Origin of the sequence: Raoultibacter timonensis, from assembly GCF_900240215.1 — a bacterium.
Taxonomy (GTDB): domain Bacteria; phylum Actinomycetota; class Coriobacteriia; order Coriobacteriales; family Eggerthellaceae; genus Raoultibacter; species Raoultibacter timonensis.
Window position 1 is genome coordinate 351515 of sequence record NZ_LT964679.1, and the last position, 25397, is coordinate 376911.

Annotated in this window: 17 protein-coding genes; 12 read left to right on the forward strand and 5 right to left on the reverse strand. The window is 56.9% G+C overall.

The window, feature by feature from the left end; all coding sequences use genetic code 11:
* Positions 1-307: 307 nt before the first annotated feature.
* Positions 308-907, reverse strand: coding sequence for an FKBP-type peptidyl-prolyl cis-trans isomerase (locus tag C1722_RS01435; RefSeq protein WP_180994982.1), 600 nt, complete (start codon positions 905-907; stop codon positions 308-310).
* Positions 908-1088: 181 nt separating this feature from the next.
* Positions 1089-2315, reverse strand: coding sequence for an MFS transporter (locus C1722_RS01440; RefSeq protein ID WP_180994983.1), 1227 nt, complete (start codon positions 2313-2315; stop codon positions 1089-1091).
* A gap of 301 nt (positions 2316-2616) precedes the next feature.
* On the opposite strand from C1722_RS01440, the gene C1722_RS01445 reads away from it, so the two are divergent.
* Positions 2617-3888, forward strand: a complete 1272-nt coding sequence (locus tag C1722_RS01445) for an MFS transporter (RefSeq protein WP_102377687.1) — start codon at positions 2617-2619, stop codon at positions 3886-3888.
* Between the two features lie 166 nt (positions 3889-4054).
* A complete protein-coding gene (locus tag C1722_RS01450) occupies positions 4055-5308 on the forward strand; it encodes a Bcr/CflA family efflux MFS transporter (RefSeq protein WP_102377688.1) in 1254 nt (417 codons plus the stop codon).
* Between the two features lie 33 nt (positions 5309-5341).
* On the opposite strand, the gene C1722_RS01455 is transcribed toward C1722_RS01450, so the two are convergent.
* The 3 genes from C1722_RS01455 to C1722_RS01465 all read right to left on the reverse strand — a co-directional run bounded on the left by C1722_RS01455 (position 5342) and on the right by C1722_RS01465 (position 10038).
* The gene (locus C1722_RS01455; protein WP_219724266.1) at positions 5342-7087 is read right to left on the reverse strand and encodes a PucR family transcriptional regulator; all 1746 of its coding nucleotides are present in this window, start codon (positions 7085-7087) and stop codon (positions 5342-5344) included.
* 232 nt (positions 7088-7319) lie between these two features.
* Positions 7320-7682 carry a 4Fe-4S dicluster domain-containing protein gene (locus tag C1722_RS01460; protein ID WP_102377690.1) on the reverse strand — a complete coding sequence of 121 codons (363 nt, stop codon included), beginning with the start codon at positions 7680-7682 and terminating at the stop codon, positions 7320-7322.
* Positions 7657-10038, reverse strand: coding sequence for a molybdopterin-dependent oxidoreductase (locus tag C1722_RS01465; RefSeq protein ID WP_102377691.1), 2382 nt, complete (start codon positions 10036-10038; stop codon positions 7657-7659). The genes C1722_RS01460 and C1722_RS01465 overlap by 26 nt, the downstream gene beginning before the upstream one ends.
* A 727-nt stretch (positions 10039-10765) precedes the next feature.
* Here C1722_RS01465 and C1722_RS01475 point away from each other — a divergent pair.
* The 10 genes from C1722_RS01475 (at position 10766) to C1722_RS01520 (ending at position 25390) form a co-directional block, all read left to right on the forward strand.
* Positions 10766-11992, forward strand: a complete 1227-nt coding sequence (locus C1722_RS01475) for an MFS transporter (RefSeq protein WP_102377693.1) — start codon at positions 10766-10768, stop codon at positions 11990-11992.
* A 62-nt stretch (positions 11993-12054) separates the two neighbouring features.
* Positions 12055-13278 (forward strand): MFS transporter, encoded by a 1224-nt coding sequence (locus C1722_RS01480; RefSeq protein WP_102377694.1) that lies wholly within the window; start codon positions 12055-12057, stop codon positions 13276-13278.
* Between the two features lie 96 nt (positions 13279-13374).
* Positions 13375-15678, forward strand: a complete 2304-nt coding sequence (locus tag C1722_RS01485) for a molybdopterin-dependent oxidoreductase (RefSeq protein ID WP_244386003.1) — start codon at positions 13375-13377, stop codon at positions 15676-15678.
* Entirely contained in the window at positions 15671-16006 is a 336-nt protein-coding gene (locus tag C1722_RS01490; RefSeq protein ID WP_102377696.1) for a 4Fe-4S dicluster domain-containing protein, read from the forward strand. Before C1722_RS01485 ends, C1722_RS01490 begins: the two co-directional genes overlap by 8 nt.
* 91 nt (positions 16007-16097) lie before the next feature.
* Positions 16098-16307, forward strand: a complete 210-nt coding sequence (locus tag C1722_RS01495) for a hypothetical protein (RefSeq protein ID WP_102377697.1) — start codon at positions 16098-16100, stop codon at positions 16305-16307.
* A gap of 179 nt (positions 16308-16486) precedes the next feature.
* On the forward strand, positions 16487-18802 hold the full coding sequence (locus tag C1722_RS01500; RefSeq protein WP_244902401.1) for a molybdopterin-dependent oxidoreductase: 2316 nt from the start codon (positions 16487-16489) through the stop codon (positions 18800-18802).
* Positions 18803-18804: 2 nt separating this feature from the next.
* Positions 18805-19137, forward strand: a complete 333-nt coding sequence (locus C1722_RS01505; protein ID WP_102377698.1) for a 4Fe-4S dicluster domain-containing protein — start codon at positions 18805-18807, stop codon at positions 19135-19137.
* A 201-nt stretch (positions 19138-19338) separates the two neighbouring features.
* Positions 19339-20901 (forward strand): response regulator transcription factor, encoded by a 1563-nt coding sequence (locus C1722_RS01510; RefSeq protein ID WP_244902402.1) that lies wholly within the window; start codon positions 19339-19341, stop codon positions 20899-20901.
* 459 nt (positions 20902-21360) lie between these two features.
* Positions 21361-22446 carry a helix-turn-helix transcriptional regulator gene (locus C1722_RS01515; RefSeq protein ID WP_180994984.1) on the forward strand — a complete coding sequence of 362 codons (1086 nt, stop codon included), beginning with the start codon at positions 21361-21363 and terminating at the stop codon, positions 22444-22446.
* A 358-nt stretch (positions 22447-22804) separates the two neighbouring features.
* Positions 22805-25390, forward strand: a complete 2586-nt coding sequence (locus C1722_RS01520) for a molybdopterin-dependent oxidoreductase (RefSeq protein WP_102377700.1) — start codon at positions 22805-22807, stop codon at positions 25388-25390.
* Positions 25391-25397 lie beyond the last annotated feature (7 nt).

Below are 25397 nucleotides of genomic sequence, written 5' to 3' on the forward strand. Positions count from 1 at the left end.
TGGGAGCCGCAGGGGCGCCGGGAGCTGCAGGGGCGCCGGGAGCTGCAGGGGCGCCGGGCATGGCAGCTTCGGGCAGGTCGGCGCCGCATTGCTCGCATTTTTCCCGATCAGAGTCGTTAATAGCCCCGCACTCGGGGCATTTTTTTGGCAAGCTGATACCTGATGGTCTAAAACACATGAGAATACCTTTCTTTTTCAACTGACATCCAAAACGAAATCGTCTTGGCACCTACTATGATGACAAGAAGACAAACCGAACCAAGCGTTGCACCTGCCTTCTTGTATCCAGATGGTAAAGAATCGACATCTACGCCGATTCTCCGGCCCCTTTTTCAAGAGCCTCGTAGCGCTGGTCTATGTCCTCGGGCGAAATACCGAGGTTGTTGAGGAAATTGTTGAACACCGGTACTTCGGAAACGGGGCGGGTACTTGCCGTCCGTGCCATAGCGCCGTAGTTTGAGAGGGGTGTGCGGCGTGTCTTCTTCGGAAGGACTTCGGCGATCTTCAAGTCGTAGATCAGCGTTTTTCCGGCGAGCTTGTTGTTGAAGTCGAGGAAAACATAGCCGTCTTCGATTTTCTGAACCAGCGCGGAAACCTTCTGCCCCCCGGGGCCTGTGAAGGATATCCGCTGTCCAACGGGCAGTTCGTCCGCGTTGGGAACGTAGCGCAGATCGCGCTTCTGAACGTTGAATTCGCTGTAGCGCCCGAAAGCCTTTTCGCAGGGGATGGTGACTGTGCGCGTTTCGCCGACTTCCATTTCTGCAAGGGCTTCGTCGATGCCCTTGATCACCTGTCCGGCTCCAATGGTGATGTCCATCGGGCCGTTTTCCTCGCTTGAGTCGAAAACGGTGCCGTCTTCCAACATGCCCTTGTATTCGATGAGCACGCGTTGGCTATTATCATCCATGCGTTTCCTCCTATTCTGAATCGCGTTGTTTCCAGACGGTTTTTGCCCCATATCCCATCCCGCGAGGTGGGATATGGGCGGGGACGTCGCACCGCCCCTTTGCTGTCTGATTCGCCACGAGAAGAGACGAATCGGGCCGGCACGCGCCATGCGATGCCCTTGCGTGCCGGCCGAAATGGGTTTACTTGCTCTGGGACTCCACGGCGTACTTGCCGCAGCGCACCATGAAGACGATGGAGCACACCAGGCCGATGGCGCCCACGATGCCCAAAGGAGCGGCCACCATGGCCCAGCTGCCAGTGGATTCCACGATGGCGCCCGCGATGGGGGCCGCAGGGATGCCGCCGAAATTGGACCCGATGGGCAGCGCGGCCATGACCAGCGCCACGCCGGCAGGGGTCTTTGCGGCCCACTGCGCGTTGGAGAACAGCGCCGGCGGCACGATGTTGGTGAACAGGCCTACCAACACGGCGACGACGATAATCGCGGCCTGGCCGGTGAAGATGAACTGGATGATGCCGGCAACCGTGCATAGCACCATGGTTCCCACCAGTACGAGCGGCTGGTTCTTGACCTTGCTCAGTACCACGCCGATGATGAGCGAGCCCACGATGCCCGTGACGGTGGTGATGGACGACACCGAATTGGCGGCGGCCATGTCCATGCCTACGAGCGGGGTCTGCAGATAGGTGGGCGCCATGGCCGACCACACTGAGAAGATGAAGGCGAAGCAGGCGAACACGATGACGAGCAGCCACGAGTTCAAAGACGTGAGGCCCGCCCACGGCTTTACGTCGCCGCCGGCCGCCACCATGGCCATTTCCTCAGCATGGTCGATGCGGATGCAGAAGACGGTGAGCAAAAGGCCGATCACCACGATGGCCAGGCACACCCACCAGACGCCCTGCCAGCCGCCCGTTGCGCTCAAGATGAATGCGTAGGAGTTCAGCATGATCAGGGAGCCTGCAGCGGTCCAGCATGCCCAGATGGAGTTCGGGATGCCGCGCTTGCTGGGATCCTTGAACAGAAGCGTGATGAGCGTGGGGCCTGCCGTGGCCAAAAAGCCGTTGCCCAAGCCGCCGATGAAGCGCGAAATGATGAACACTTCCACATTCGGCGCCAGCACGCCAACGAGTGAGTCAAGCGCCATGCACACGAGCGCGGCGATCAGCATGCCCTTCGGGCCGATCTTGGTCTGGATGGCGCCGGTGACGAACGCGATGATGGTGCCGGCCACCGAACAAGCCGACATGAACCAGCCAGCCTCGCCCAGGCCGCACTGGAAGTACTCCATGAGGCTGCCCATGGCAGGCGGAACCTTGAAAAAGCCGATGGCGAAAATCGCTCCCATGATGAAGATGAGAATGAAATTCAACCAGGCATTGCCGGTCTTGCTTTTCTCTCCCATTGAACTCTCCTTTTGATCCTGTGTTTTCTGATTGGCAAAGCCAATTTTCAAAAGTATAGGAAACGGCTGAATTTGCCTTCTATGGAGATTGCTCCAAAAAAAGAACGGAGGTTTAGGGGCAATCTCCATAGAAGCCGCATGAGCGCGCTCCATACAATAAACGCGCTGGGCCAACGGCGCGTTTGCCGGGGGTTTTGCTAGGGTCTGCGCTGGCAAGAGCCTGCAAGCGCCCTCGAGGGGAAGGCTCGCCGCGAGCCGATTGCGAAGGAAATTTCGAAGAATTTCGAAGACAGGGGGTTCTATGCAAGAGGAAAAGCTCTATCCGTGGCGCTGGGCAATCTTGATAGGGATGACGATCCTGCTCATCGGCTTGCAGTTCGCGTTCATTCTGCCGGGTGGCGCGGCTGTTATGGTCATGCAGCAGTACCAGTGCGAGCCGATGATGTTCTCTATGATCATGTCCATTCCGTATTTTTCCGGCGTGCTGTTCTGCGTCGCCGGTGGTGTGCTGGCCGACCGCGTCGGCTTGAACAAGGTATTCCTTGTGGCGTTCGCCATCGCGGCCTTGGGCGCGTTGGCGCGTTGCTTCACCACTGAGTACTGGCCGCTGTTCATTTCCAGCTTTTTTATGGGTACGGGCGTCGCTGCGCTGAACGCCAATTCGGCGAAGCTTTTGCGCACGTGGTTTCCCGGCACGGCGAATTCGTTCGCCATGGGCGTGTACACCGCTGGCATGTCGGCTGGTGCCGCCTTGGCCATCTGGGTAGGCTCGCACTTGGAGAGCGTTCAAGAAGGCTGGTGGTTGAGCTTCGGACTCATCGTGTTCGGGCTCGTTGCTTGGTTTGCGGTGTATCGCAAGCATCCCGACGGGGAAGTGCGGTCCAGCGAGCCGGTGGGTCAGTACATGCGCGAGGTTGTCAAAGACAAGTACGTGTGGGCCATCGCCATCACGGCGTTTCTCGTGTTCGGCATGACCAACGTAAACGGCTCCTACATGGTGGCCGCTGTGACGACGCTTATGGGCGATCCGTCTCTGACGGGCATTGCGGGCGATATGTCCACTCTCAACACGGTTATTGCGTGCGTCGCCTCCATGGCGCTGCCGGTGGTCTTCGCTAAGCTGTTCAAAAACATGCGCGTACCGTTCATCATCTGCCTGGTGGGTACCGCCATCTGCTTCGCCATCGTGTTCTTCCTTCCGTACGGCTCGGCTACATGGATCATCTTCTGCGTGCAACCGCTGCTTATGGCATGCGTCATGCCGTTCACGAAGATGCTGCCGACGCTTCTGCCTTCGGTCAAGCCCGAGCATTACGGCGTTGTGGGCGGCATTCAGGCGACGTTCCAGAACTTCGGCATGTTCCTGCTTGCCTCCTACGTTATTTCGCCCATTGCCATCGCGGCGACGGGTGCGGTCGACGGCGTGGTGTACTACCAGGGAATCTACGTGGCCACCGCTGTGTTGTGCGTGGTCGCAGTGCTCTCGCTGTTCCTGTTCCCGAATGTGCGCTCCAGCGTTGCCGGCAAGATTGCTGATGACCGAGCTGCTGTCGAAGGCGAACAAGAGCAATAGCGCACGGTTTGCCGGCGGGCGCTCGCCGTCTGCGAGCGGCGTCGCAGCAAAAACGTTTTACATGGGTTGACGTGTTGCATGCCAGCCGCAGGGAGCCTCCGTACGCGGAGGCTCCCTGCGAGCTGAGGGAGAAAAGAACACTACGGGTACGGGAGGAAGGCTGAACATGGCACTGCCACACGTGGGAGAATGGCTCGTTGCCCCGCAACGGCGCTTGCGCATCGGCGGGCTCATGGCGCTTCTGGCTGTGTCGTCGTTCATGACGCCGCTTTCGCTTGACATGTACACGCCGGCTGTGCCCTACATGGCGGGTTACTTTTCCACTACGCCCGATATGGTGAACCTCACGCTTTCGGGATTCTTCGTCTGCTTCACGCTGGGTATGCTCGTGTTCGGGCCGATAAGCGATCGTTTCGGACGTAGGCCCGCGTTCGTCGCAAGCTATGCGCTCTATGTCGTCGGAAGTCTGCTATGTGCGCTTTCTCCCACTGTGGAGGTGTTCGTGTTCGCCCGTGTGCTGCAAGGGCTGGGAGCAGGGGGTGCGTCCTCAGTGAGCATGGCTGTGGTGAAAGACGCGTTCGACGCCGCCCATCGCGGCACCGTATTGGGTATCATGCAGGTGCTCTTTGTCATTGGCCCCGTGGTGGCGCCGCTGCTGGGCGCGGTCATTATCAGCTCGCTCGGTTGGCGTGCGTCATTCTGGGCGCTTACCGTTGTGGGTGTTGCGGCGTTTGCGGCCTCGCTTGCGTTCGAGGAGACCATTTCCGACGAGGGAAGGGTGCGCGGCGGTGCGGGTGTGGTCTTGGGCCGCTTGGCGGCAGTAGCGCGCAACAAGGGTTTCATGGTGTTCCTCGTTGCTGTGAGTTGTCTTGAAATGAGTTTCATGGCCTACATCGCCGTGGCATCGTATGTGTACATGGGTATCTATGGTTTAGGCGAGATGAGCTACAGCCTGTGCTTTTCCGCTGCGGCGCTTGTAGGCGTGGCGGGGCCGGCGCTCTATGCGGCCATTTCAAAGCGCACGGGCGTGAAGCTGTTCACTACGGGCGCCCTCGTGCTGGGTTTTGTGGGAGGCGTGCTGCTGGCCACGGTAGGCCGCTGTGGGTTTCTGGCGTTCTGCCTGGTGAGCATGGTGGTGCCTATCATGCAGGCGTGTGTGCGGCCGTATTCCACCAACATTCTGCTTGAACAGCAGAAAAGCGACACAGGTTCTGCGTCTGCTCTCATCAGCTTCATTCGCGGCGTCATAGGCTCTATGGGCATGCTCATGCCGCTCTTGCCGTGGCCCGACTACATCACGGCTTTGAGCGTCACCACTATGGTCGCCCTTGCGGTGGGCATCGTGCTGTGGGTGCTCCTGATGCGCTCGTGCATTCCGCTGGCCACCGTGAAGGGTGACCAGCCCGCGAAACCGTGGTAGGAATCCATTCCCAAATACCTTTCGCCGCCGCGCTTACGCCTTGTTTCCGCCTGCGTCGTCTTGGACATCGATGAATATCTTCTCGATGGACTCGTGGCTCATGGTCAGGAAGAACACCTTGAAATCGAGCATCATGCGGTCGCGCGCCGTGCGCCAGGAGAGGTCGAAGTCAAAGCGTTTCTGCAGCTTCTCAATGTGGTACAGCACGGTGTTGCGATGCATGTACAGCCGCTGCGCCACCGCCGTGGCGTTTCGCCCGTAATACAGGTAGAACCAGAACAAAGCCAGGTAGTTCGTATCGTTTTGTTGGTCTTCCTCGTAGATTTTCTCCAGAATGGTGTGCTGGAAGCAGAAGCTCATAAAGCGTGCGTCTTTGTCGCTTGGGTCGACGAGAAAATAGAGCAGGGCGTCACCGAACAGATAGACACCCTTGCTCGCTTCATGCTCCGAGGCGAACTGCTCGCTGCTGATGGTGTTTTTGAGCCCCAGCGCAATTTTCGCCTGGCGGTAAGCCAGATCAAGGTTGGTGATACCGGTGAACACCTCTGAGACGCCGCTTATGATGCCCAGTGGCTGGTAGATGCGTTTGCTCAGGTCTTCTATGGTTTTGATGTGGGAGAGCATGCTGTCGCTCGGCGGCGTGTGGCACAGCACGAGCGTGGCGTTCTGGTAGGGGAAGCAAAACACGTCACCTTTGTTGATGCCGATTGCCGCGCGTATCGCCCGCGCGGCGTGGTCGGGTTCTGTTTCCCCGTCCACTTCCATGACGATGAGTTTGAACTCCGTGTCATCGGCGAGGTGGGCGAGTTCCATCTGCGAGCGTACGTATTCGTCGGTCACCTCTGCGTGTTCGAGCATCTTAGAGAAGAAGAAATAATGCGGGACGTTCAGCTTCACCTGCGTGCGCCACAGCATTTCGCACAGAGGCATGATGTGCCGGGCCAATATGCCGAACAGGTCTTTAAGCCCTTCGGTCAACGGTGTGGCGTTGCACGACATGGACAGGGATCCAAAGTAGGTGTGGTTCAGATACAAGGGGCGCGACAGGCGCGCGTAGGGCGTCAGGTCGGACGGGGGTTTGATGTAATAATCTTTTTCGGAAAGGCGATGTCGCTTCTCTTCGATCATTTGCGGCGTCAGACAACCTGTTTCGATGATTAGGCGGTGCAGGTTATCGGGCGGTTCGATGTTGGAAGTTCGGGCGATAACGTTAAAGCTATTATCGGAAACGAACATGAAGTTCTTGATCACCGTGGTGCTTGCATCGAGCATTTCGGTGAGCGTTCCACGGCAGGCGACTATGCGATCAAGCTCGTTTTGCCAGATGAGCAACTGGGTGAAATACGACTGCAGCTTGAAGATGAAATAGGCGAACCGACTTTGCTGCCGGATAACTATCATGCGGTCGCGATAGGGTTTCGAGGAAAAACCTTTTTCAGCTCGGCAGTCCTCGGGGGGGGGTGCTTCAGTGCCCTGCTCTTTTTTTCCGGCAAGGACGAGTACGAATGCGGTGGGCTTTTCCCGAAGCAGTGCCTCGGCCTCGTCTTCGCCGCACACGAACAGCAGGTGGGCATCTGCAATGTTCGAGGGTGCCGCGCAATCGACGTTTTCGCGAGAAACCGCGGCAAACCATCGAAAGCTTTTTCGGGGTAGGGGGGCCGGCTTATAGAGGATATCCGATTGTGTAAGTAGATCGAGCAGCATATTCATGGTGACCGATGGAAGGTTGGCCCCCGTCGCTGGAGAAAAGTCGATATCTTGTGTGGACGAATCTGTCACAGGACCCCCGCTCTGTGTTGCAAGATATGGCGCGATGCCTCGAATTGCAGGCAGTAAGTATACCATGTGCTGATGGGGGTTTATCGATGAGGATTTAGCCTGTTCGCTCTCGAGCCGATAGAGCCCGTTAAAGCAAGGGGGCGATCGCGCTGCGATCGCCCCCTTGCGTACGTCTTGAGGAAAACGCAAGCCTTTGTCCGGTATGCTCAGCAGCTGAGCATACCGGACGATTTTAGTCCTTTTCCCCTGGAGCAAACAGTACGCACTTCTTGATGTAGGTCATCTTCTTCGCGAGCTCTTCAACGTCGCCGTATTCCATGACTTTCGCTTGGCAGTTGTGCACGCAGGCGGGTAGCTTGCCCATGCTTGTACGGTCGGCGCATAGGTCGCACAGGTCGGTTGGTACGGGGATGAAGAAGTAGTCCCAACGCCCATCGGGCTTCTTTGCCGGGCCGTATTCCATTACCTTGATGCCGAACTCGCCTTTGTCGAGTCCGCGCTCCTTTTTGCAGGCTACTTCGCAGGCATGGCAGCCGGTGCAGAAATCGTACTGTACGATGAGGCCCTGATTAGAATTCGAGATGGTTGCGCTCATAGCTCCAGCCCCCTTTCTCTGTCACTTGTTCGGTAGGAAGAACTTCGCTGTTGGATTCGGTGCATTTGTATATCTTGCATAGGAGGCCGTTGTAGGGCGCCCCGTATCCCGATTGCCCGATGTTGCTTTGCGTGGTCAGATTGTTGATGTTCGAGTCGAATACGCCGAACAGACGCTCGCGGTCGCCTTCGGGGAACCACCAGCCATGCTCGCTCATGACGTAGCGCGGGTTGAGGCCCGGAGTGATTTTCGCCCGCTGACGACACCTGCCGCGATGGTTCTCGATCCATACCCAGTCGCCGTCTTGAACTTCTTGCTCCTCGGCCAGTTCAGGCGAGATTTCAACGATGGGGTCAGGATGGAATTCACGCATGGTTTCGAGGTTGCGATGCTCGGAATGGAAGAACTCCCACGAGCGGCGTCCGGTCATAAGGATGAGCGGGTACTCTTCGGCCAGATCGGGTGTGGATACCGGGCTTTCGCGCGGCTCCTCGTAATAGGGGGCGAGCGGCAGGTTGAACTGCTGGAACAGCACGGGTGTAAATTCGAAGCGACCCGTGTAGGTGTTGAAGCCGGGTTGGCCATCGTAGCGCACTTCGCCGGTTTCGTATTTCTTGTAATGCCAATCGGGCCATACGATAACCTTCTTTGTAAGTTCGTCGAAGGTGAGATCGGTGTTCGATTCGGAGAGGATCTGGTTCATCCAGTCGATGTCGTTGCTGGGTATGGGGCTATCGGGATTCAGGCGGTTGCAGAGCTCGGCAACCAGCTCCTCGTCGGTTTTGCATTCGTAGTAGCGATCGGACGCTTTGCGGATGACTCGCAGGGGCCACCACCATGCGCGCAGCGAGTTGCGCTCCGGACCCATGGCGATGGGCAGAACGAGTTCGCAGTATGCCATGGCCGAAGGCGTAAGCACGTAGTTGATGTCGACGTTGAACTCGGAATGATTCACCATGGCGTCGTAGATACGAGGAGCCTCGGTGGCCATGTTACTGATGGGATTGGTGGAGTAAAGTACGAACATTTTCAAGGGGAAGTCTTTTCCGACGTCGTTGAGCTTGCCATCGGATTCGAGCGTCTCCAAAACCACATCTTCTTGCGCCATATTGCCGACATCGCCTTGCGCGTGCATGGGATAGCGGTTGTTCCCGAGGATCATCTTGCGTTGGTCTTCGGGAACGAAGCGCCAGTTGCTTCCCGTGGAAAGCGCAAGATTGAAGGCGTGATCGACCATGAGCAGATTGCCGCCGGGCACATCGATGTTGCCCGTCATGCCGACGATCCCCATAATGGCTTGACCGGCGGGAGTAGCGGAAACCTGTTGGTCGAGTTTGAGCCCCCATTGCAGAGAACATGGCTTGGCGGACCCGATGAACCGTGCGGCAGCGCGAATGTCTTCGGCGTCGAGGCAGCAGATTTCAGCTGCCTGCTCAACGCTCATGGTACGGCATCCCTCGATGAAGGTTTCGTAGCCGTAGCTCCAGCAATCGATGAACTCGTGGTCTATCAAATCTTCCTCATCGATGACGTTTGCAATAGCCATGGCTAAAGCGGCGTCGGTTGCGGGGCGCAGGGGCAGCCAGTACTTGGCTTTTGCCGCCAGCCACGTAAGGCGCGGATCTACGACAACAAGCTCGCTGCCGCGTTTCATGGCTTCGACGATCCAATGGCCCAAAAAGCCGTCGGGGTTCGATACGAGCGGGCTGTTGCCCCAAATGAGGATGCATTCGGGGAGTACGTAGTCGGGAGAATCGAAGCGCTCGGGCAGGGCTTGCGACATGTCGGATATGATAAAGCACCCAGCCATGAGGGCCATAACCGAAGCGCGCGGTCCATAGCAGGAGCTGCCCGAAAGGAATCCTCCCGTGTCGGATGGGCTGTTGAAGCCGACGTAGCACAGAGCGGTGGAGTGGAAGAACGTGGTATTGCGTCCGGTTCCCTGCTGCACGACGATCGATCCGCTTCCGTACGTTTCCTGGAAATACCGAACCTTCTCCTCGATGAGATCGAATGCCTCGTCCCAGCTGATGCGCTCCCACTTGTCTTTCCCGCGGTCTTCGTAGGCGCGCTTCATGGGATACTTCAGGCGGTCTTCTGCATACATGGCCTCAACGATATCGAGGCATCGCATGCACAGGGCTCCGCGGCTGTACCCGTTGGCGGGGTCGCCTTCGATCTTCTCGAGCTTGCCCTCTTTGTTTACGTAGGCCAATATGCCGCAGCCGTCATGGCATCCCGGCGCCGTCCACTGCGTAGTGCGGTAGACGGTATAGTCGCCCTCTTGCCAATGGTCGAGATCGCTGCGGTAGATGTCGGGGTTGTATTGGTTCCCCTCCAAATACTTCTTAGTCATCGTCTCACTTCCTTCTCCTCTTGTTCGTCGCTTAGCTATGCAAGCCCCAAACGCATGCTCTGAGACGCGTTTGGAAGCCGTCTGCCTATTTGCTGCCAGGAGCCTTAGGGGCTTGGGGGCTTCCTGGGGCCTTCGGGGCTCCTGGGGCTCCGGGAGCGCTGGGGGTGCCGGGTGCGCCCGGAGCGCCAACGTTTGGGACGGGCATTGCGCTTGCCGGGAGTTCTGCCCCGCATTCGGGGCATACTGTTTCATTGGGCTGGCATGTTGCTCCGCATGCGGGGCATGTCTTGTCGGCGGATATCGCGGCAGGTCTGAAGCACATGGCATTCTCCTTTCGGTAGGCATGGATTACGTGCGAGATAACCGGATTCGGTTTCTGGCTGCATCGTATCAACGGCGCTTGATGCTGTCCCTCGTCCGGTGGTTTGCACGTTCGAAAGGAGCCTCATACCAATGGTATGAAATGGACTTGGGGGCGGAATGCATACTCCCCGATAATGGTTCGGGTTCTGAGATTTTGAGAAGGTAGGGTGCAGCGGCGAGGCTGGAATGCGGACAATCCTCAAACTGGATTAAACGGTACTTTGAACAGGTGAAACTCCGAGTTTTTAGCGCATTTCGCTTTGGGATGGGCAGCTGCTCTGCAGATGCGGGGGCGAAGCGGATGCGAGTGGTTTCGCATTCGATTGATCTGAACTGATGGTGGAAATCGTACAAGGGGGTATCGATGGACTACGCTCGCAAGCAAGATGAATCACAGTGGGGCAAAGGCCGGAAATCGAAAGTGGGTGCCAAGCTCTCGCTGCTGCTCAGCGGCGATGACGGAATGGTGCAAACGGCCCTCATATCTCCCTTGTTGGCAAGTATTGCGGTGGCGTATCCCGATGCGACCGAGCTTATGCTCGATCAGGCGATGTCGGTGACGGCGATGACCATGTTGCCCGCCATGCTGTGCTCGAGCGTTCTTGCCCGCTACTTCAATAAAAAGAAGCTCATCATGTTCGGCACGTTGCTGTTCATGCTCGCCGGCCTCTCGGCGATGTTTGCGCCGAACATGGGTGTCTTGGTGCTAACCCGAGCGATTCTCGGTATAGGGGCGGGCATCGCATTCCCGCTTGTGCCGTCATCGATTGCATACCTATTCAGCGAGCACGAGAAGAACCAGATGCTCGGCTGGATGAACGCATGCGGGTCGCTCCTGTCGTTTACTTTGAGTATGGCGGCTGGTTGGGTGGCGCTTGTCAACTGGAAGCTCGCCTTCCTGTTCTATCTGATCTTTGTCCCCATCTTGGTGCTTCAGGCGATCTATCTGCCCAACTTCAAGCCCGAAAAGAAGGAGGCGGCCGACAAGGGTCTCAGCAAGGAGCCTCTGAATTGGAAAATGTGGTTTGTCGGCATAAGCATGCTTCTTTTCATGGTGCTTGCGATGGTGGCCACCTTCAAGCTGTCCTTGTTCGTTGAGCTCAACGGCCTTGGAACCTCTGCCGACAGCGGAACGGGTGTGTCGTGCATGACCTGCGCCTCGTTTCTTATCAGCCTCTTTTTCGCGGCGTATCTCGAAAAACTGAAGCGGTTTGCGCCGGTTGTCTCCTTTTGCTTCGCGGGTGCTGCGTTCATTACGCTTTCGGTGGCCGAGAGCATACCGGCCGTATTCGCCGGCATGGTTTTGCTGGGATTCTGCATGGGCACCATCAATCCGTATTTCATGTCGGCGATGTCGATCGTTGCCCCCGACACGCGAAAAACGCTTGGGATGACCATGATGTGCATCTTCCAGCTCGGGGGGCAGATCTTTACCCCGTACTACATGATGCTGGTCGGTGCTTTGGGTTTTTCATCCGAGCGCGCCTTATTCGGCTTTACGGCAGGGATATTCATTGTTGCAGCCGTTGCCGTGGCTCTATTCGCTCTTCTCAAGACGGTGCAAGAAAGGAGGAAATCGACAACAGAGTAGCTGGTACGCGTAATGCGACCTGATGTCGCAAAAAATGATTGCAAACAGCTAAGGAGGGTTATATGTCAAGTATAGTTAAGGCCCTGAACATGAAAGAGGCCTGGGGTGTCTACGCTCTCTATATCATGGTTGCGGGTGCTGGTGCGGTTACACCCGCTCTGGCAGCGTTCGGTGCGGCGTTTCCCGATGCCGATCCGGTCACGATCAGCTTGATTCAGAGCTTACCGTCTCTTACGACCATCATCGGCACGTTGTTCATCGGTGCCGTGGCGGGCAAAAAGATCCCCTTCAAGGTTGCCGGCATTGCCGCGCTGTTGGTTTACCTTGTTTTCGGTTGTCTTCCTGCAATATGGAACGACTCGCTTACTTCGATTCTCATCGCCCGAGCTCTCGTGGGCTTCGGCATGGGTATGGTGTCTCCTCTCGGCGCAGCCGTTTTCCTTCGTATCGTCAACAACAAGGAAGAGCGCTCGAAGTACCTCGGCCGCGGTGGGGCCATGCAGCAGGCTGGCTGCGTCGTCCTGACGTTGCTCGGCGGATTCTTGTGCGCTATCGATTGGCGTCTGACGTTTTGGGCCTACGGCCTCGCGCTCGTCGCTCTTCTTATCTTCGTCATCTGCTTCAAGGAGCCTCCGACGCTTGCCGAGGAAGCGGCTGCTGAAGGTACTACGGAAGAGAAGTCCCATATTCCCGGAACGGCTTGGTTCTTCATCATCGTCTTCCTGCTTGCTCAGGTGGTCTGCAGTCCGACTATGATGAACTTCTCTACCTTGATGGCGACGAACGTACCCGGGGAAGATCCGACAACCGTTGCCGGTATAGCGGGCACATTGCTCTCGGTGTTCGTGCTAGCCGGTGTCGTGTCCTCGGTTCTCATGGATAAGCTCGTGCGCCTTTTCGGAAGGTATACCGGTGCGGCGGCTCTGGTCATCACGCTTATCGGCAACGTGATCATCGCGAATGCGAATTCGGTTGTCCTGTTCACCATCGGCATTCTCGTATTCGGGTTCGGCTGGTGCCTGGTTATACCCGTTGTCAACCTCGAATGCGGAAACGTCACCAACAAGGCGGGTCTTGCCATGGTGGCATCGCTTGTCATGGTAGCGATGAACCTCGGTAACTTCGCCGCATCCTACTACATGGGCGCCGTCTTCTCGATCGTCGGCAACAACCCGTCGATGTGCCTGATCGTCGATTCCGTCGCATTTGCGATCCTTGCTATAGCGTGGGCGGTTTTCAACATGAGGAACAAGGCCTGGTCCAAAGGCGGGGTATCGGAGAAGTAGAGGTTTGCTTTCAGGCGCGCTCAGCGCGCCGTGCAGACGAAAGATCGGGCGGTGCCGCAAGACGCGCCGCCCGGCAAACGAGAGATGGGAGGAACAGTGGCATTCGGAACATTTACAACGCCGATAACGTGGCAAGAGGGGGAGTACACCGTAACGCGAACCAATTCCTGGTCTCCTCCGGGAGACCATCCGACCGGCGCAGGCATGCTTTTGTACGTGAAGGACGGGATTCTGGAGAAGGTCGAAGGCGATCCCGAACAGTCCATTACCAAGGGGGCCATGCCCATTCGCATGCTGTCCTTGCCGGAATACGTATACAGTCCTTACAGGATTCTGCATCCGATGAAGCGCGCGCGGGACAAGCGCGGTGATGATTCCGCGTGGGAGCAGGTATCGTGGGACGAGGCTTACGACCTTATCGTCGAGAACGTCAGGCGCTGCACCGAGCAGTACGGCTCGAACTCCATTGCGACGTTCGTGGGTACCGGTCGCGAGGCAGGGAACTGGGGTCCCACCATGTCATGCCGAGTTTTCAACAGCCCCAATATCGTGTACATGCAGTCAGGCTGGTCGTGCTACGGCCCTCGTATGGCCTGCACGTCGTATGTGCTCGGAGCGCCGTATCCTGAGCTCGACTACGCCTCCCAGTACCCGACGAGCTACGATGATCCTCGCTGGCAGCGGCCTGAGGTGATTCTCATTTGGGGCAAGGAGCCCCTGAAATCGAATCCCGATGGTTTCTGGGGCCATTCGATTGTCGATATGTACGCGATGGGTACGAAATTCATTGTCGTCGATCCCCGTCTTACCTGGGAAGCGGCTCGTGCCGAAATCTGGCTGCAGGTGCGTCCCGGCACCGATGCGGCGCTCGGTATGGCATTCTGCAACGTTATTATCTCGGAAGATCTGTACGACCATGATTTCGTCGAGAAGTGGTGTTTCGGTTTCGATCAGTTTGCCGAGCGCGTGCAGACCATGAGCCCAGCTGAAGCTGCGGAAATCTGCGAAGTGCCCGAGGAGAAGATCATCGAGGCTGCGCGCATGTATGCCAAGGCGAAGCCGGCGGCGCTTCAATGGGGGCTTGCCGTCGATCAAAAGCCCAACGGCATCCAGATGGGTTTCTGCTGCTTGGCGATGATGGCCATCACGGGCAACATCGATAATCCTGGCGGCAATATCATGGGAGCGATCGATATCGGCGGTTTGGGTTCGGGTTACACGGATCTCGACCCGCAAAGCAAGATCAACGAGATGATAGGCGTCGACGAGTACCCGGCCATGGTGCGCACGCAGCAGTTCACGCACCCCGACACGGTGCTCGACGAGTTGGAAAAAGAGGATTCGATATTCCATATGGGCTTCTTTACGAGCGCGAACGCCATTGCGAATCCCTGCAACCTGCCCAAGCGATGGGAAAAGGCTCTGGATAAACTCGAGTTCAACGTGGTGATGGATATCGTTATGACGCCGACGGCCGAGGCCGTATGCGATCTGTTCTTGCCGGTCAACACCTATGCCGAGCGTGATATGTACGTAGCTACCCATTATGGTGCTTGCGGCACGTGGATCGGGGCCATCAAGAAGGCGATCACGGTAGGGGAGGCGAAGTCCGATATCACCATTATGCGCGAGTTGGGTACTCGCCTGCGTCCTGAGCTGTGGGAGAGGTACAAGACCGACATCGAGTACATCGACGATCAGAAGCTCTGTACGCTGAAGACGCCCGACGGGCGGCCGTTGACCATGCAGGATCTGTTCGACCATGGGAGCTACCATGTCGATTACGAGTACAGAAAATACGAAAAGGGACTGCTGCGCCCCGATGGTCAGCCGGGCTTCATGACGCCGACTGGGCGCATTGAGCTGTATTCTACAATGCTTGAGGCTTGGGGCGACGAGCCCTTGCCCTATTACGAGGAGCCGCCGACATCGCCGCGTTCCACGCCGGAATACGCCGAGGAATATCCGATGGTGCTATCCACCGGTGCACGTACGTGGTCGTACTTCCATTCGGAGCAGCGCCATGTACCGTTGTTGCGCGAAGTGGAGCCGTGGCCGCTTGTGGATATCAACCCCAAAGATGCCGACAGATACGGTTTGCATGACGGGGATTGGGTGTGGCTTGAAAACGACAACGGTCGCTGCAAGATGAAGCTTTCGGTGCAGCCTGGGCAGAAAGAAGGAGCTCTGGCTTCTCAGCACGGGTGGTGGTACCCCGAGCGCGACGCCTCATCGCCCTCGCTGTTCGACGTGTACGAAGTAAATGTCAACAATCTCGTGCCGTACAAGACCATCGGCAAACTGGGCTGGGGCGCGCCGTTCAAATGTCTCATGTGCAAGATATACAAGGCAGAGCCTTCCGCGGATATCGATAGAATCGAGGAGGTCTACCATGGCTAAAAAAGGACTCATGATCGACTACCTGTTGTGCACGGGTTGCCACTCTTGCGAAGTGTCATGCAAGTTGGAAAAAAACCTTCCGACCGGCGAGTTCGGTATCAAGCTCGCCGAAGATAAGCCTTGGCAGATCGACGATGACACGTGGGAGTACAAGTGGATTCCCGTTCCCACGCAACTGTGCGACCTCTGCGAGGATCGAACAGCCGAGGGTAAGGTACCGAGCTGCGTGCTCCACTGCTGCTCCCATTGCATGCATTACGGGGAAATCGAAGATCTTGCGAAGGAGATGTCCGAGCTCGATCGTAAGGCTGTGCTGTTTACGGTATAGGTCGGGTGCTCGATGCGAATGGTTTGCGAGAAGTCGCGGAAGGAACATCGAATCGGCGCGATCTCTCGCTCGATGAGAAAGGGGTTTGCTCATGACGAAGGATGAGTTTCTTGCGTTAGCGGAGGAAGAGCAGCTTTCTTGGCTGACCGAACAAACCGACGAAGGTCGGGAGGTGTCTGCCATCTGCGAAGAGATGGGCTGCACTCGGGCCGATCTTCAGGGTTTCGGCTATACCTGGGCTCTTGGCCAATGGCGCTATCTGTCAATGAAGGATCGCGCTTCGGTCGTTGCGCAGAACTAGCCTTGTTGTCCGTACGTACCCGAAGGCGACCTTATCGATCGCCTTCGGGTACTCAGCTTCGCTTGCGAAGGGAAAGGAGGGGCTTATGCATGGGGGTGTTGTGATGCTCAAGCCTCCTGTTCGCGCCGATGCGCCGTCTCTCGTCTGACGAAACTATCTGACGAGAGAGGAACGGTTCAATGGAGGACGTACGGGAAATCAAGCAAAACGGAATGGACGACTGGGTGGTGGGCAAAGACGGGTCCGCTGCAGTGGTTGCGGCGACGGGACGAGGTCTCCCTTGGCGTTGGCAAGAGGGCGATCTGACCGTTACGCGTACGGCGGCGTGGTCGGCTCCGGGTTGCCATCTGGGGTGCGGCGTGAAGGTGTATACCGATGCGAACGGGAATTTCGTCAAGCTCGAAGGAGACGAATGCAACCCGTTCAACCAGGGTAGGCTTTGCGTTCGCTGCCTATCCTTCGATCAGGTTATAACGAATGAGCAGCGTTTGACGCACCCCATGAAGCGCGCTCGCGCCGATCGCGGGAAAGACGCATGGGAAGAAATCACGTGGGATGAAGCTTATGATCTGATCTGCGATACGTTCGGCGAGATCAAGGAGAAGTACGGGCCCGAATCCATCTTGTTCGCTTCGGGGACGGGTCGGGACATTGCGAACGGCATGTATCGTATGGCGTATTCGTTCGGATCTCCGAACATAGCCTACCAGCAAACGGGCGTTGCCTGTTACGGGCCGCGCATTACCGCTACTTCGATAATGATGGGCAATTACTGCGTTCCCGATTGCTCGATGTACTTCGTCGATCGCTACGACAATCCCCAATGGAAGCCGCCTGGCGTAATCTTCATATGGGGCAATAATCCGCTTGTCAGCAATGCTGACGGCAATGTCGGCCATTGGATGGTGGACTGCATGAAGCGGGGAAGCAAGATCGTTGTCGTTGATCCGCGGCTTACGTGGATCGCTTCGAAAGCCGACCTGTTCATGCGTCTTCGTCCGGGTACCGACGCTGCTTTGGCTTTGGCGATCATCAACGTCATGATCGAAGAGGATGCCTACGATCACGAGTTCGTCGAGAACTGGACGTATGGGTTCGAGGATCTTGCGCGGGTCGCGAAGGAATATACCCCCGAAAAGGCAGAGGAGATCACCTGGGTTTCGGCGGAGAAGATACGAGAGGCGGCACGCATGGCGGTTGAGTGCTCGCCTATGACCATGCAATGGGGTTTGGCGCTCGATCAGACGCGCGAGTGCATATCGGGCTCGATGGCGCTTGTTGCGCTATGGGCGCTTACGGGATGTATCGATGTGCCGGGCGGCATGGTGACCACCCATCAGCCCTTTGGGGCCGAAATATGGCAGCCTCCTGCGGCGGAGACGTTCTTAGACGAAGAGGTCGTTCAGCGTCGGATCGGCTACTACGAGTATCCGCTCTACAAATATAGCGGGTGCGTTGTCGCCCAGCCCGACATGCTCTACGATGCGTGCATAACCGGCAAGCCCTATGCCATCAAGGCGGGGTGGTGGCAAAGCACCAACCCCCTTTCCTGCTGCTCCCAGTCTCCCGAAAGCAAAGCGTACAAGGCGATCATGAACCTCGATTTCAACGTGGTTGTCGATATCTTCATGACGCCGACGGCTATGGCATGCGCCGAAGTGGTTCTGCCCGTTGCAACATGGGCGGAGAAGACGGGCATGAGAAGCATATGGTATTACATGCAGCCGATCAACGCGGCCGTTGAAGTGGCGGATAACGATGTGAGATCGGACCTTCAGATCAACCTCGATCTCGGAAAGCGGTGGGCGCCCGAAAAATGGCCATGGAATTCGGTCGAGGAATTCTTTACCGATCAGATGGGCGATTCCGGCTACGACTACGATCAGCTGCGTGAGGTCAACTGGATGTATCCGAAATTCGAGTACCATAAGTACCGAACAGGTAAGCAACGAGCTGATGGCGCGTACGGCTTCAACACGCCGACGGGCCGACTTGAGTTCAGGTCGACGCTGTGCGAGCAGTGGGGGTTCGAATCGGTGCCGAGCTATCACGAGACCGACAGGGGGCCGAGATCAACGCCGGAGCTTATGGACGAGTATCCGCTTATTCTGACGACGGGCGCGCGTAACTGGTCGTATTTTCATTCCGAAGGCCGCCAGGTCGCTCGCTTGCGAGCCCTTCGCCCCGACCCGATTATCGAGGTGAACCCCCTTGCAGCTGAAAAATACGGCGTTGCTGATGGAGATTGGGTATGGGTGGAGAACGAGTACGGAAAGATCAAGATGAAGGCTCAGGTGACGATAGCCGTACCCGAATCCGTAGTCAACGTCGACCATGCCTGGTGGTTCCCCGAGCGAAACCCCGAGACTCTATACGATACGTTTTCCTCGAACGCAAACCAGCTGGTTCCGCCCGAGTTCGGCTCGACAGGGTTCGGGGCGAATTGCAAGTCGTTGATATGCAAGATTTATAAGCTGTCGGAAGGGGAGCGATAATCATGGGGCGAAAGGGAATCCTTATCAACTACGACTTCTGTACTGGTTGCCATTCGTGCGAGGTGTCTTGTCGGGTTGAGCATGGCTACCCCGACGATCAGGGCGGTGTTATCGTGGTGCAGGTCGGTCCGTGGGAGTACGGTCCTGATCGATACCAGTATTCGTTCGTTCCCGTCATTACGGATCAATGCGATCAGTGCTTCGAACGCGTTGATGCGGGCAAAGATCCGGCATGCGTCCACCACTGTCAGGCTTTTGCGATGAAGTACGGGAGGATTGACGACTTGTCGAAGGAGGTTGACGAGGGCTCGAAATCCATCCTGTATTACCTATAAAAGCTGAGAAGTATGATAGGCTGCAAAGCCTAGATCGTTTCCCGCCGCGCTCACGCCCTCTGCGCGGGAGCGCGGCGGAACCTCGTGCTGGTTGCCTGTTCGCGAATCGAAGGCCAAACGCGACGGATCCTTGCGAGGGGCGCGGAGCTATCAAAGCGGTGCATGCATGCGGCTAAGTCGAACCAGGGGGTGGCTTCAGTGATGGAGCGAGCAACGAAGCAAGGCGTAGAACCTGCCGCTACGGGAAAGAAGAAACAGACGGGAGCCGATCTCGATGGCGGGCTCCTCCTCCTTCCTTTGTGCGATGTTGCGGGCTATTCATGTTTTGTGACATGGGCTTTCGCGGTTGGTTGGGACAAGGGGGTTTCGCCGGTCGGGCAAGGCGGCGAACTTGATTTTCTTATTCTTCGGTGTGCTTTGTTCGGGGGAGTTGCTTTGGCAACGTGTTTTCTCCTTCTTACGGGCGGTTCGGCTCTTGCCGGGATTCGGGGCAAAATCTGGGAGGCTTTAGCCCCGGCTCTCTGCATGGGATTGGCCGCAACGTTGTTTGCGCCGCTTCCCTTCGAGCTGGTTGCGGCTCTTTGGTTTTTTGCGGGTGCCGGTCAGGCGGCAACGTTCTTTCTTTGGGGGGCGAGGTTCAGGGTTCTGTCTCGCAGACAGCAGCTCTATACCGTTTGCGGAGCTTTTGGCGTCGGCGGCTTGATGCTCTCTTTGTTTCCTTTCGTGGATCAATCGGTTGTGTCTCCAACGGTTTCGTTGCTTCCGATAGCGTCGTACGTCTTGCTCTTGTTCGCCTATCGTCAATACGCTGGCAGGGAGGAAGAGACCGCGGAATGGAAAACAACCGCTCCTCTTTCGGGCGGACTGAGGAAGCTGAGGGCGCAAATACCCTTTGAGGAGGATCGTCGGTTCATTATTCTCAAAGGCCTGTTTACGCTGTTGTATTCGATTTCGCTCGGATTTGCGGCTTGCGCAGCGCTCGCCGATTGGCTCTATCCCGCAAACGGCGTAGTGATCGGCTTCGGAAACGCGATAGCGGCTCTGATCATGGTGATGGTGCTGCGCGATCGCGAACGCGCTGTATGCAATATACTGCCGAAGCTCTTTTTGCCGGTGACGAGCTTCTGCTATCTGTTTTTGGGGGTGCTTTGGCCAACGGAGTGGGTGCTCGTTTGCGCCGTTGTTCTCTTCGTCCTGTTCGGTTGCTATGAGATATTGAACGCCCATACGGCATACGCGTACTCGTCGTACGACTCCGTGCGGTGCCTGTGGGAGCTGTATGCGTCGAAAGCGGGAAACTCGGTCGGTTTCTTTTTCGGGTGGGGTTTTGCGACGGCGAGCTTGTTCGTCTTCGAGGCGGACACCACGACGCTTCTTGCACTGTGCTTCTTCATGGTGTCGCTTGCCGTCGTTGTCGATACGGCGCTATTCAAGGAGATGAAACTTGAGTTTCGAGAAGTTGTTGTCGATAACGAGCCGACTTTGGAGGTTCTCGACCCCAAGGCCATCGAATCGGTTATTCAGGGTAAGGGCAGGTGGAGCCGTACGTGCGATGAGCTCGCCGAGCAGTACAAGCTATCTCCGCGTCAAAAGGAGATTTTTCTTTTGCTGGCTCGAGGAAGGAATGTCCAATTCATTCGAGAAGAGCTTGTCTTGTCTACTCCCACGGTGAAAAGTCATATCTACAACATTTATCAAAAAATGGGCGTCCATTCCCATCAGGAGCTCATCGATCTTGTGGAGAACAAGGTGAGGGAGTCGTAGAATGCGCGTTGAAGCCGGTGTCGATGAATGAAGGAGACGAAGGATCCGATTTTTCCCTCGGTGCCGAGAGACTCGTTTTTCGGGACCTTCAACCTGAGGAGCCTCGGCATGGCGATGGCCATCGCGTGGTTCGGGGCGATGCTTTGGTCGCCCGCTGTCGTTTCCCCTTGCTACCGAGAGCAGGGGCTCGACATGCATATGCATGTGCTGAGGTTTGTGATGCTTGTCGCCTTATGCATCGTTTACGCATTGGCGCGGATGCGCCCTGCTGGCCTGCTCGAAGGTCCTTTGAAGCGCCGAATCGTCGTCTGCGGTTTTATCGTTTCCCCGCTTCCCCTGATGAGCGCTCTCTTTCCTGATATAGCGAGGGCCTGTTCGCACTTTTTTGCGATTGACGTCTTGCTGTGGGCTTGCGGGGGATTTTCTGCATCGACGATCATGCTTGTGTGGGGCTATCGGATGGGAACGAAAAAAGACTATGGGCAGAGTACCGTTGATGTCGCGGGGGGCGCGGTTTTTTCGGGTGTGCTTTTTCTTTCTCTCTCGTTTCTCCAGTATCCGGTGTCGGTTATCCTGGTGGCGTCCCTTCCTTATTTCATGTTGGTCATCTGGCTTGTTTGCTCGAAATCCGATTGCTCTGGCTGCGCCGGTGCAGTCGAGAAAAGCAAGGAAGGCGCCTCTTCGATTCGAACGGGCATTCGATCGGCTTTAGGCGCAAACGCTCCTTCGTTCGTGTTCATCTATGGCTTCGTTATGGGTATGGCGGGTGCAATCGGAACCCAATTCGCCATCGATCGCTATTCGCCTTTGTACGTTGGCGCAGCGTTGTTGGTAGCGGGGGTCGGTATGCTGTACGTGGCGAGAATGGGCCGCCTGAAGATAAGCGGGCGGATTTTCTATATGCTTTTGCCTTCAGCGGTCGCATGCATGCTTCTTTTTGCGGTTGTCGATGGGGTGGGCGAGGCGGTACTGCTCTTTGCCGTGTTTGCCGCCGTCAGCATCTGCAACGTTCTGAATACCGCCTACGAGGATAAAGGACGGCTTCTCGACGATGCGTTACCTGTTTCGTATGAAAACGGATACGCCCGCTTCGTCGGCGAGTCGAGGATGGCGGATATGCTCGGCGGAGCGCTTGGATGGGGGGCGGGCGCCGTTGCCCTGTTTGCCATGAGCGAACGATGGGAGCCGTACTGGTATTTTCTCATGGCGCTTGGCATGGTGGCCGTTGCGACCGGGGTGTTCGCATTCGGGGGCAACGATCCGATGACGAGAACCGACGTCTCCTGCTCGTTCGAGTCTCTTGCGTGGCAGTGGGAGATGGGGTGCACTCGCCTTGCGCGAGCGCATGATCTATCGGCGCGAGAGGAAGAAGTCTTCTTATTGCTTTCGCGCGGGCGCGACCGGCAGTACATCCACGAGGCGCTTGGGATATCGCCAAACACGGTGCGTACCCATGCGTACAATCTGTACCGGAAGCTCGGCGTACATGACCAACAGCAGCTTATCGATCTCGTAGAAGCCGAATTGTCCCGTCGAGGCGAGTGAGGGCAGTCGTTCGAGGTAGCGCAGAAAGTCGGGGACTGCCACTTTTCCCGAGTTCGCAACCGAGGTGAATCTCTCTTATATTTCCTGATCAAATGATATAAAAAATACTGCTAATACTTTTTTGCGATGCCGTTTTCCGGTGTTTGGTACTGTTCGCATCTTCATGATCGCTTCGTTTCAGATGGAGAATTCAAGTCAGGGATTCCCGCATCCGAAGAGGTGTTCGAATGCTGCAGGCTTGCAGGGTGTTTTGCGAGAAGACGCCGTCCGAAGCTTGCGACCAAAGGCATGTGCTCGCTTCCTCTGACGTTGGAATAGCTGCAGTTTTTAGTAACCGGATCATGTAAGGGGGAAGCAGATGAAAAACGTTGAGACTCATTACAAAACGCTCGGGCTCGGCAGCTTTGGCATGAGCGCGCTGTCTGCCGAAATCGATGTCAAGGACGGCAAGATCATCCGTACGCGCGGTATGCATTTCGATCGAGCGTACAGTGCTGATTATCTCAAGCCGTGGACGCTCGAAGTGAGAGGGAAGAAGCTCGAGGGGCTGTTGAAGAACGATATTCCGCCGTTCGCCCTGGTGTACAAGAAACGTGCGTATTCCGATAACCGCATCCTGTATCCGATGAAACGCATCGATTGGGATCCGGAAGGCGAGCGCAATCCGCAGAATCGCGGTAAATCGAAGTTCGAGCGCATCAGCTGGGACGAGGCTACCGATATCATTGCGAAGGAACTCAGGCGTATCGAGAAGGAATACGGTCTGTTTGCCGTGTTCTGCCAAGGTGACGGCCATGGTGAGACCAAAACCGTGCATGCGACGCACGGTTGCCAGATGCGACTCATGTCGATACTGGGAGGTTTCACCTTCCAGGCGCGCAATCCCGACAGCTGGGAGGGCTGGTATTGGGGCGCCAAGCACGTATGGGGCTGCGATCCGGTGGGCGAAGGAGATATCGGCAACCTGCTACTCGACATAGCTGAGAACTCGAAGTACCTGTTGCATTGGGGTTGCGATGAGGAGACGACGCCGTGGGGCTGGTGCGGGCAGCTTCCCTCAAGGTGGGCTTTCTGGCTTACGGAGGTCGGCGTCAAGCAGATCTACGTCTGTCCCGACGTGAACTACGGCGCTGCGGTTCATGCGGACAAGTGGATTCCGGTCAATCCGAACACCGATGTTGCGCTGCACATGGCCATTGCCTACACGTGGATCGCAAACGGCTGGTTCGACGAGGAGTACATCGATACGCATGCGGTTGGATTCGACTGGATCAAGTACTACGTTATGGGCGGTGAAGACGGCGTACCGAAGACGCCCGAGTGGGCTTCCCCCATCTGCGGCGTTCCCTCGCGACAGATAAAAGCCCTCGCCAAAGCATGGTACAAGCAGGCCACCTCGATATCGCACGTCAATGGCGGTTCCCTTATTCGCTCGCAGTTTTCGGCAGAGCCCGGGCGCATGGAGGTCGTGCTTATGGGTATGCAGGGCCTCGGCAAGCCTGGCCGAAATGTGATCAAGCTGATTGAATGGGGCCTCTACGGATTGCCTTCGCAGTGCCCGAATCCGCGCAGCGATCTGTACATGATGCCCGCTGCGGCGTACCGTTCGCTCGACTACAACAACCCCGAGGTGTGGGATATTCGCCAGTCCTTCATCCCCAAGACCATGGTTCCGAAGGCGATCCTCGGCGATTACACGGTGGATAATCCGCTTACCTGGTACGGCACGGGCATCGCGGGATGGCCGAAGGAAGATCAATTCGTCAAGTACCAGTATCCGAGCAAGCAAGCGGGTACCCGAATCCATATGATCTGGTCGGATACGCCCTGCTGGTCGACGTGCTGGAACGGAGGCTATACGCTTGCTAAAGCCGTCCAATCCGAGGAAATCGAATTCGTGCTCATTCAGCATCCATGGATGGAAAACGATTGCATCTACGCCGACATCCTGCTGCCCATCAACACGAAGTTCGAAGAACGCGATATCGCGGTCGACTCTTCTAACGGCTACACCAATGTCATGATGATCGAGCCTCAGTGCATCGAGCCACGCGGCGAATCGAAGTCCGATTACGAAGCGGTCGGCGAGGTTGCCAAAAAAATGGGCGTGTACGACGAGTTTACCGGCGGCAAGTCCGAGGAGGAGTGGATTCGCGAGGGATTCGAGAACTCCGGTTGCCAGGAGCGCGTGAGTTGGGAGGAGTTCAAGGAGAAAGGGTATTACGCCGCCCCGACATCCGTTGGCTGGGAGAACAACCCGCGTGGGTTCGCGCCGTTCTGCGAAGATCCCGAGGCCAATCCGCTCGGTACGCCCTCGGGCAAGCTCGAGTTCTACTCGACGGCCCTGGCCCACCATTTCCCTGACGACGAATCGCGCCCGCCGTTCCCGAAGTTCATCGCGTCGGACGACCGTTTGTCGGAGTCGCTGCTTACCGAGCGGGGCGAGGCGTATCCGTACCTCATCGTGTCGAATCACCCGCGTTGGCGCGTGCATGCGAACATGGACGATATCACCTGGTTCCGCGAGATCGAGACGTGCAAGGTAAAAGGCCCCGACGGCTACCTGTACGAGCCTGTGTGGATTAATCCGGTCGACGCCGAAGGGCAAGGCATTGCAACGGGAGATGTCGTCAAGATCTTCAACGATCGCGGGTGGGTTCTCGGGGGCGCATACGTAACCGAGCGCATCAAGCCCGGGGTCATCTATCAGGATCATGGTGCCCGGCTCGATCCCATTAATGTGGGCGAGGCGGATCGCGGGGGAGCGAACAACCTTATAGCGCCGTCGGAAGTGGCTATGAAGAACACGAATGCAGAGGTAACGAGCGGCTATCTGGTTGATTTCGAAAAGGTTGACGTATTCGAGCTTGCCGAGCGGTATCCCGAGGCGTTTGGACGGGACTTCAATGCAGCGGGTGTGAAAATCGACAACTGGCTGGTTTAGGGGGAAG

Bases quoted from the DNA above. Each gene is read 5' to 3' on its own strand.
- C1722_RS01515 (WP_180994984.1), top strand. From the start codon at position 21,361: ATGGGAACGAAAAAAGACTATGGGCAGAGTACCGTTGATGTCGCGGGG.
- C1722_RS01510 (WP_244902402.1), top strand. From the start codon at position 19,339: ATGGAGCGAGCAACGAAGCAAGGCGTAGAACCTGCCGCTACGGGAAAG.
- C1722_RS01435 (WP_180994982.1), bottom strand. From the start codon at position 907: ATGGATGATAATAGCCAACGCGTGCTCATCGAATACAAGGGCATGTTG.
- C1722_RS01520 (WP_102377700.1), top strand. From the start codon at position 22,805: ATGAAAAACGTTGAGACTCATTACAAAACGCTCGGGCTCGGCAGCTTT.
- C1722_RS01490 (WP_102377696.1), top strand. From the start codon at position 15,671: ATGGCTAAAAAAGGACTCATGATCGACTACCTGTTGTGCACGGGTTGC.
- C1722_RS01495 (WP_102377697.1), top strand. From the start codon at position 16,098: ATGACGAAGGATGAGTTTCTTGCGTTAGCGGAGGAAGAGCAGCTTTCT.
- C1722_RS01450 (WP_102377688.1), top strand. From the start codon at position 4,055: ATGGCACTGCCACACGTGGGAGAATGGCTCGTTGCCCCGCAACGGCGC.
- C1722_RS01445 (WP_102377687.1), top strand. From the start codon at position 2,617: ATGCAAGAGGAAAAGCTCTATCCGTGGCGCTGGGCAATCTTGATAGGG.
- C1722_RS01475 (WP_102377693.1), top strand. From the start codon at position 10,766: ATGGACTACGCTCGCAAGCAAGATGAATCACAGTGGGGCAAAGGCCGG.
- C1722_RS01500 (WP_244902401.1), top strand. From the start codon at position 16,487: ATGGAGGACGTACGGGAAATCAAGCAAAACGGAATGGACGACTGGGTG.
- C1722_RS01480 (WP_102377694.1), top strand. From the start codon at position 12,055: ATGTCAAGTATAGTTAAGGCCCTGAACATGAAAGAGGCCTGGGGTGTC.
- C1722_RS01440 (WP_180994983.1), bottom strand. From the start codon at position 2,315: ATGGGAGAGAAAAGCAAGACCGGCAATGCCTGGTTGAATTTCATTCTC.
- C1722_RS01460 (WP_102377690.1), bottom strand. From the start codon at position 7,682: ATGAGCGCAACCATCTCGAATTCTAATCAGGGCCTCATCGTACAGTAC.
- C1722_RS01505 (WP_102377698.1), top strand. From the start codon at position 18,805: ATGGGGCGAAAGGGAATCCTTATCAACTACGACTTCTGTACTGGTTGC.
- C1722_RS01465 (WP_102377691.1), bottom strand. From the start codon at position 10,038: ATGACTAAGAAGTATTTGGAGGGGAACCAATACAACCCCGACATCTAC.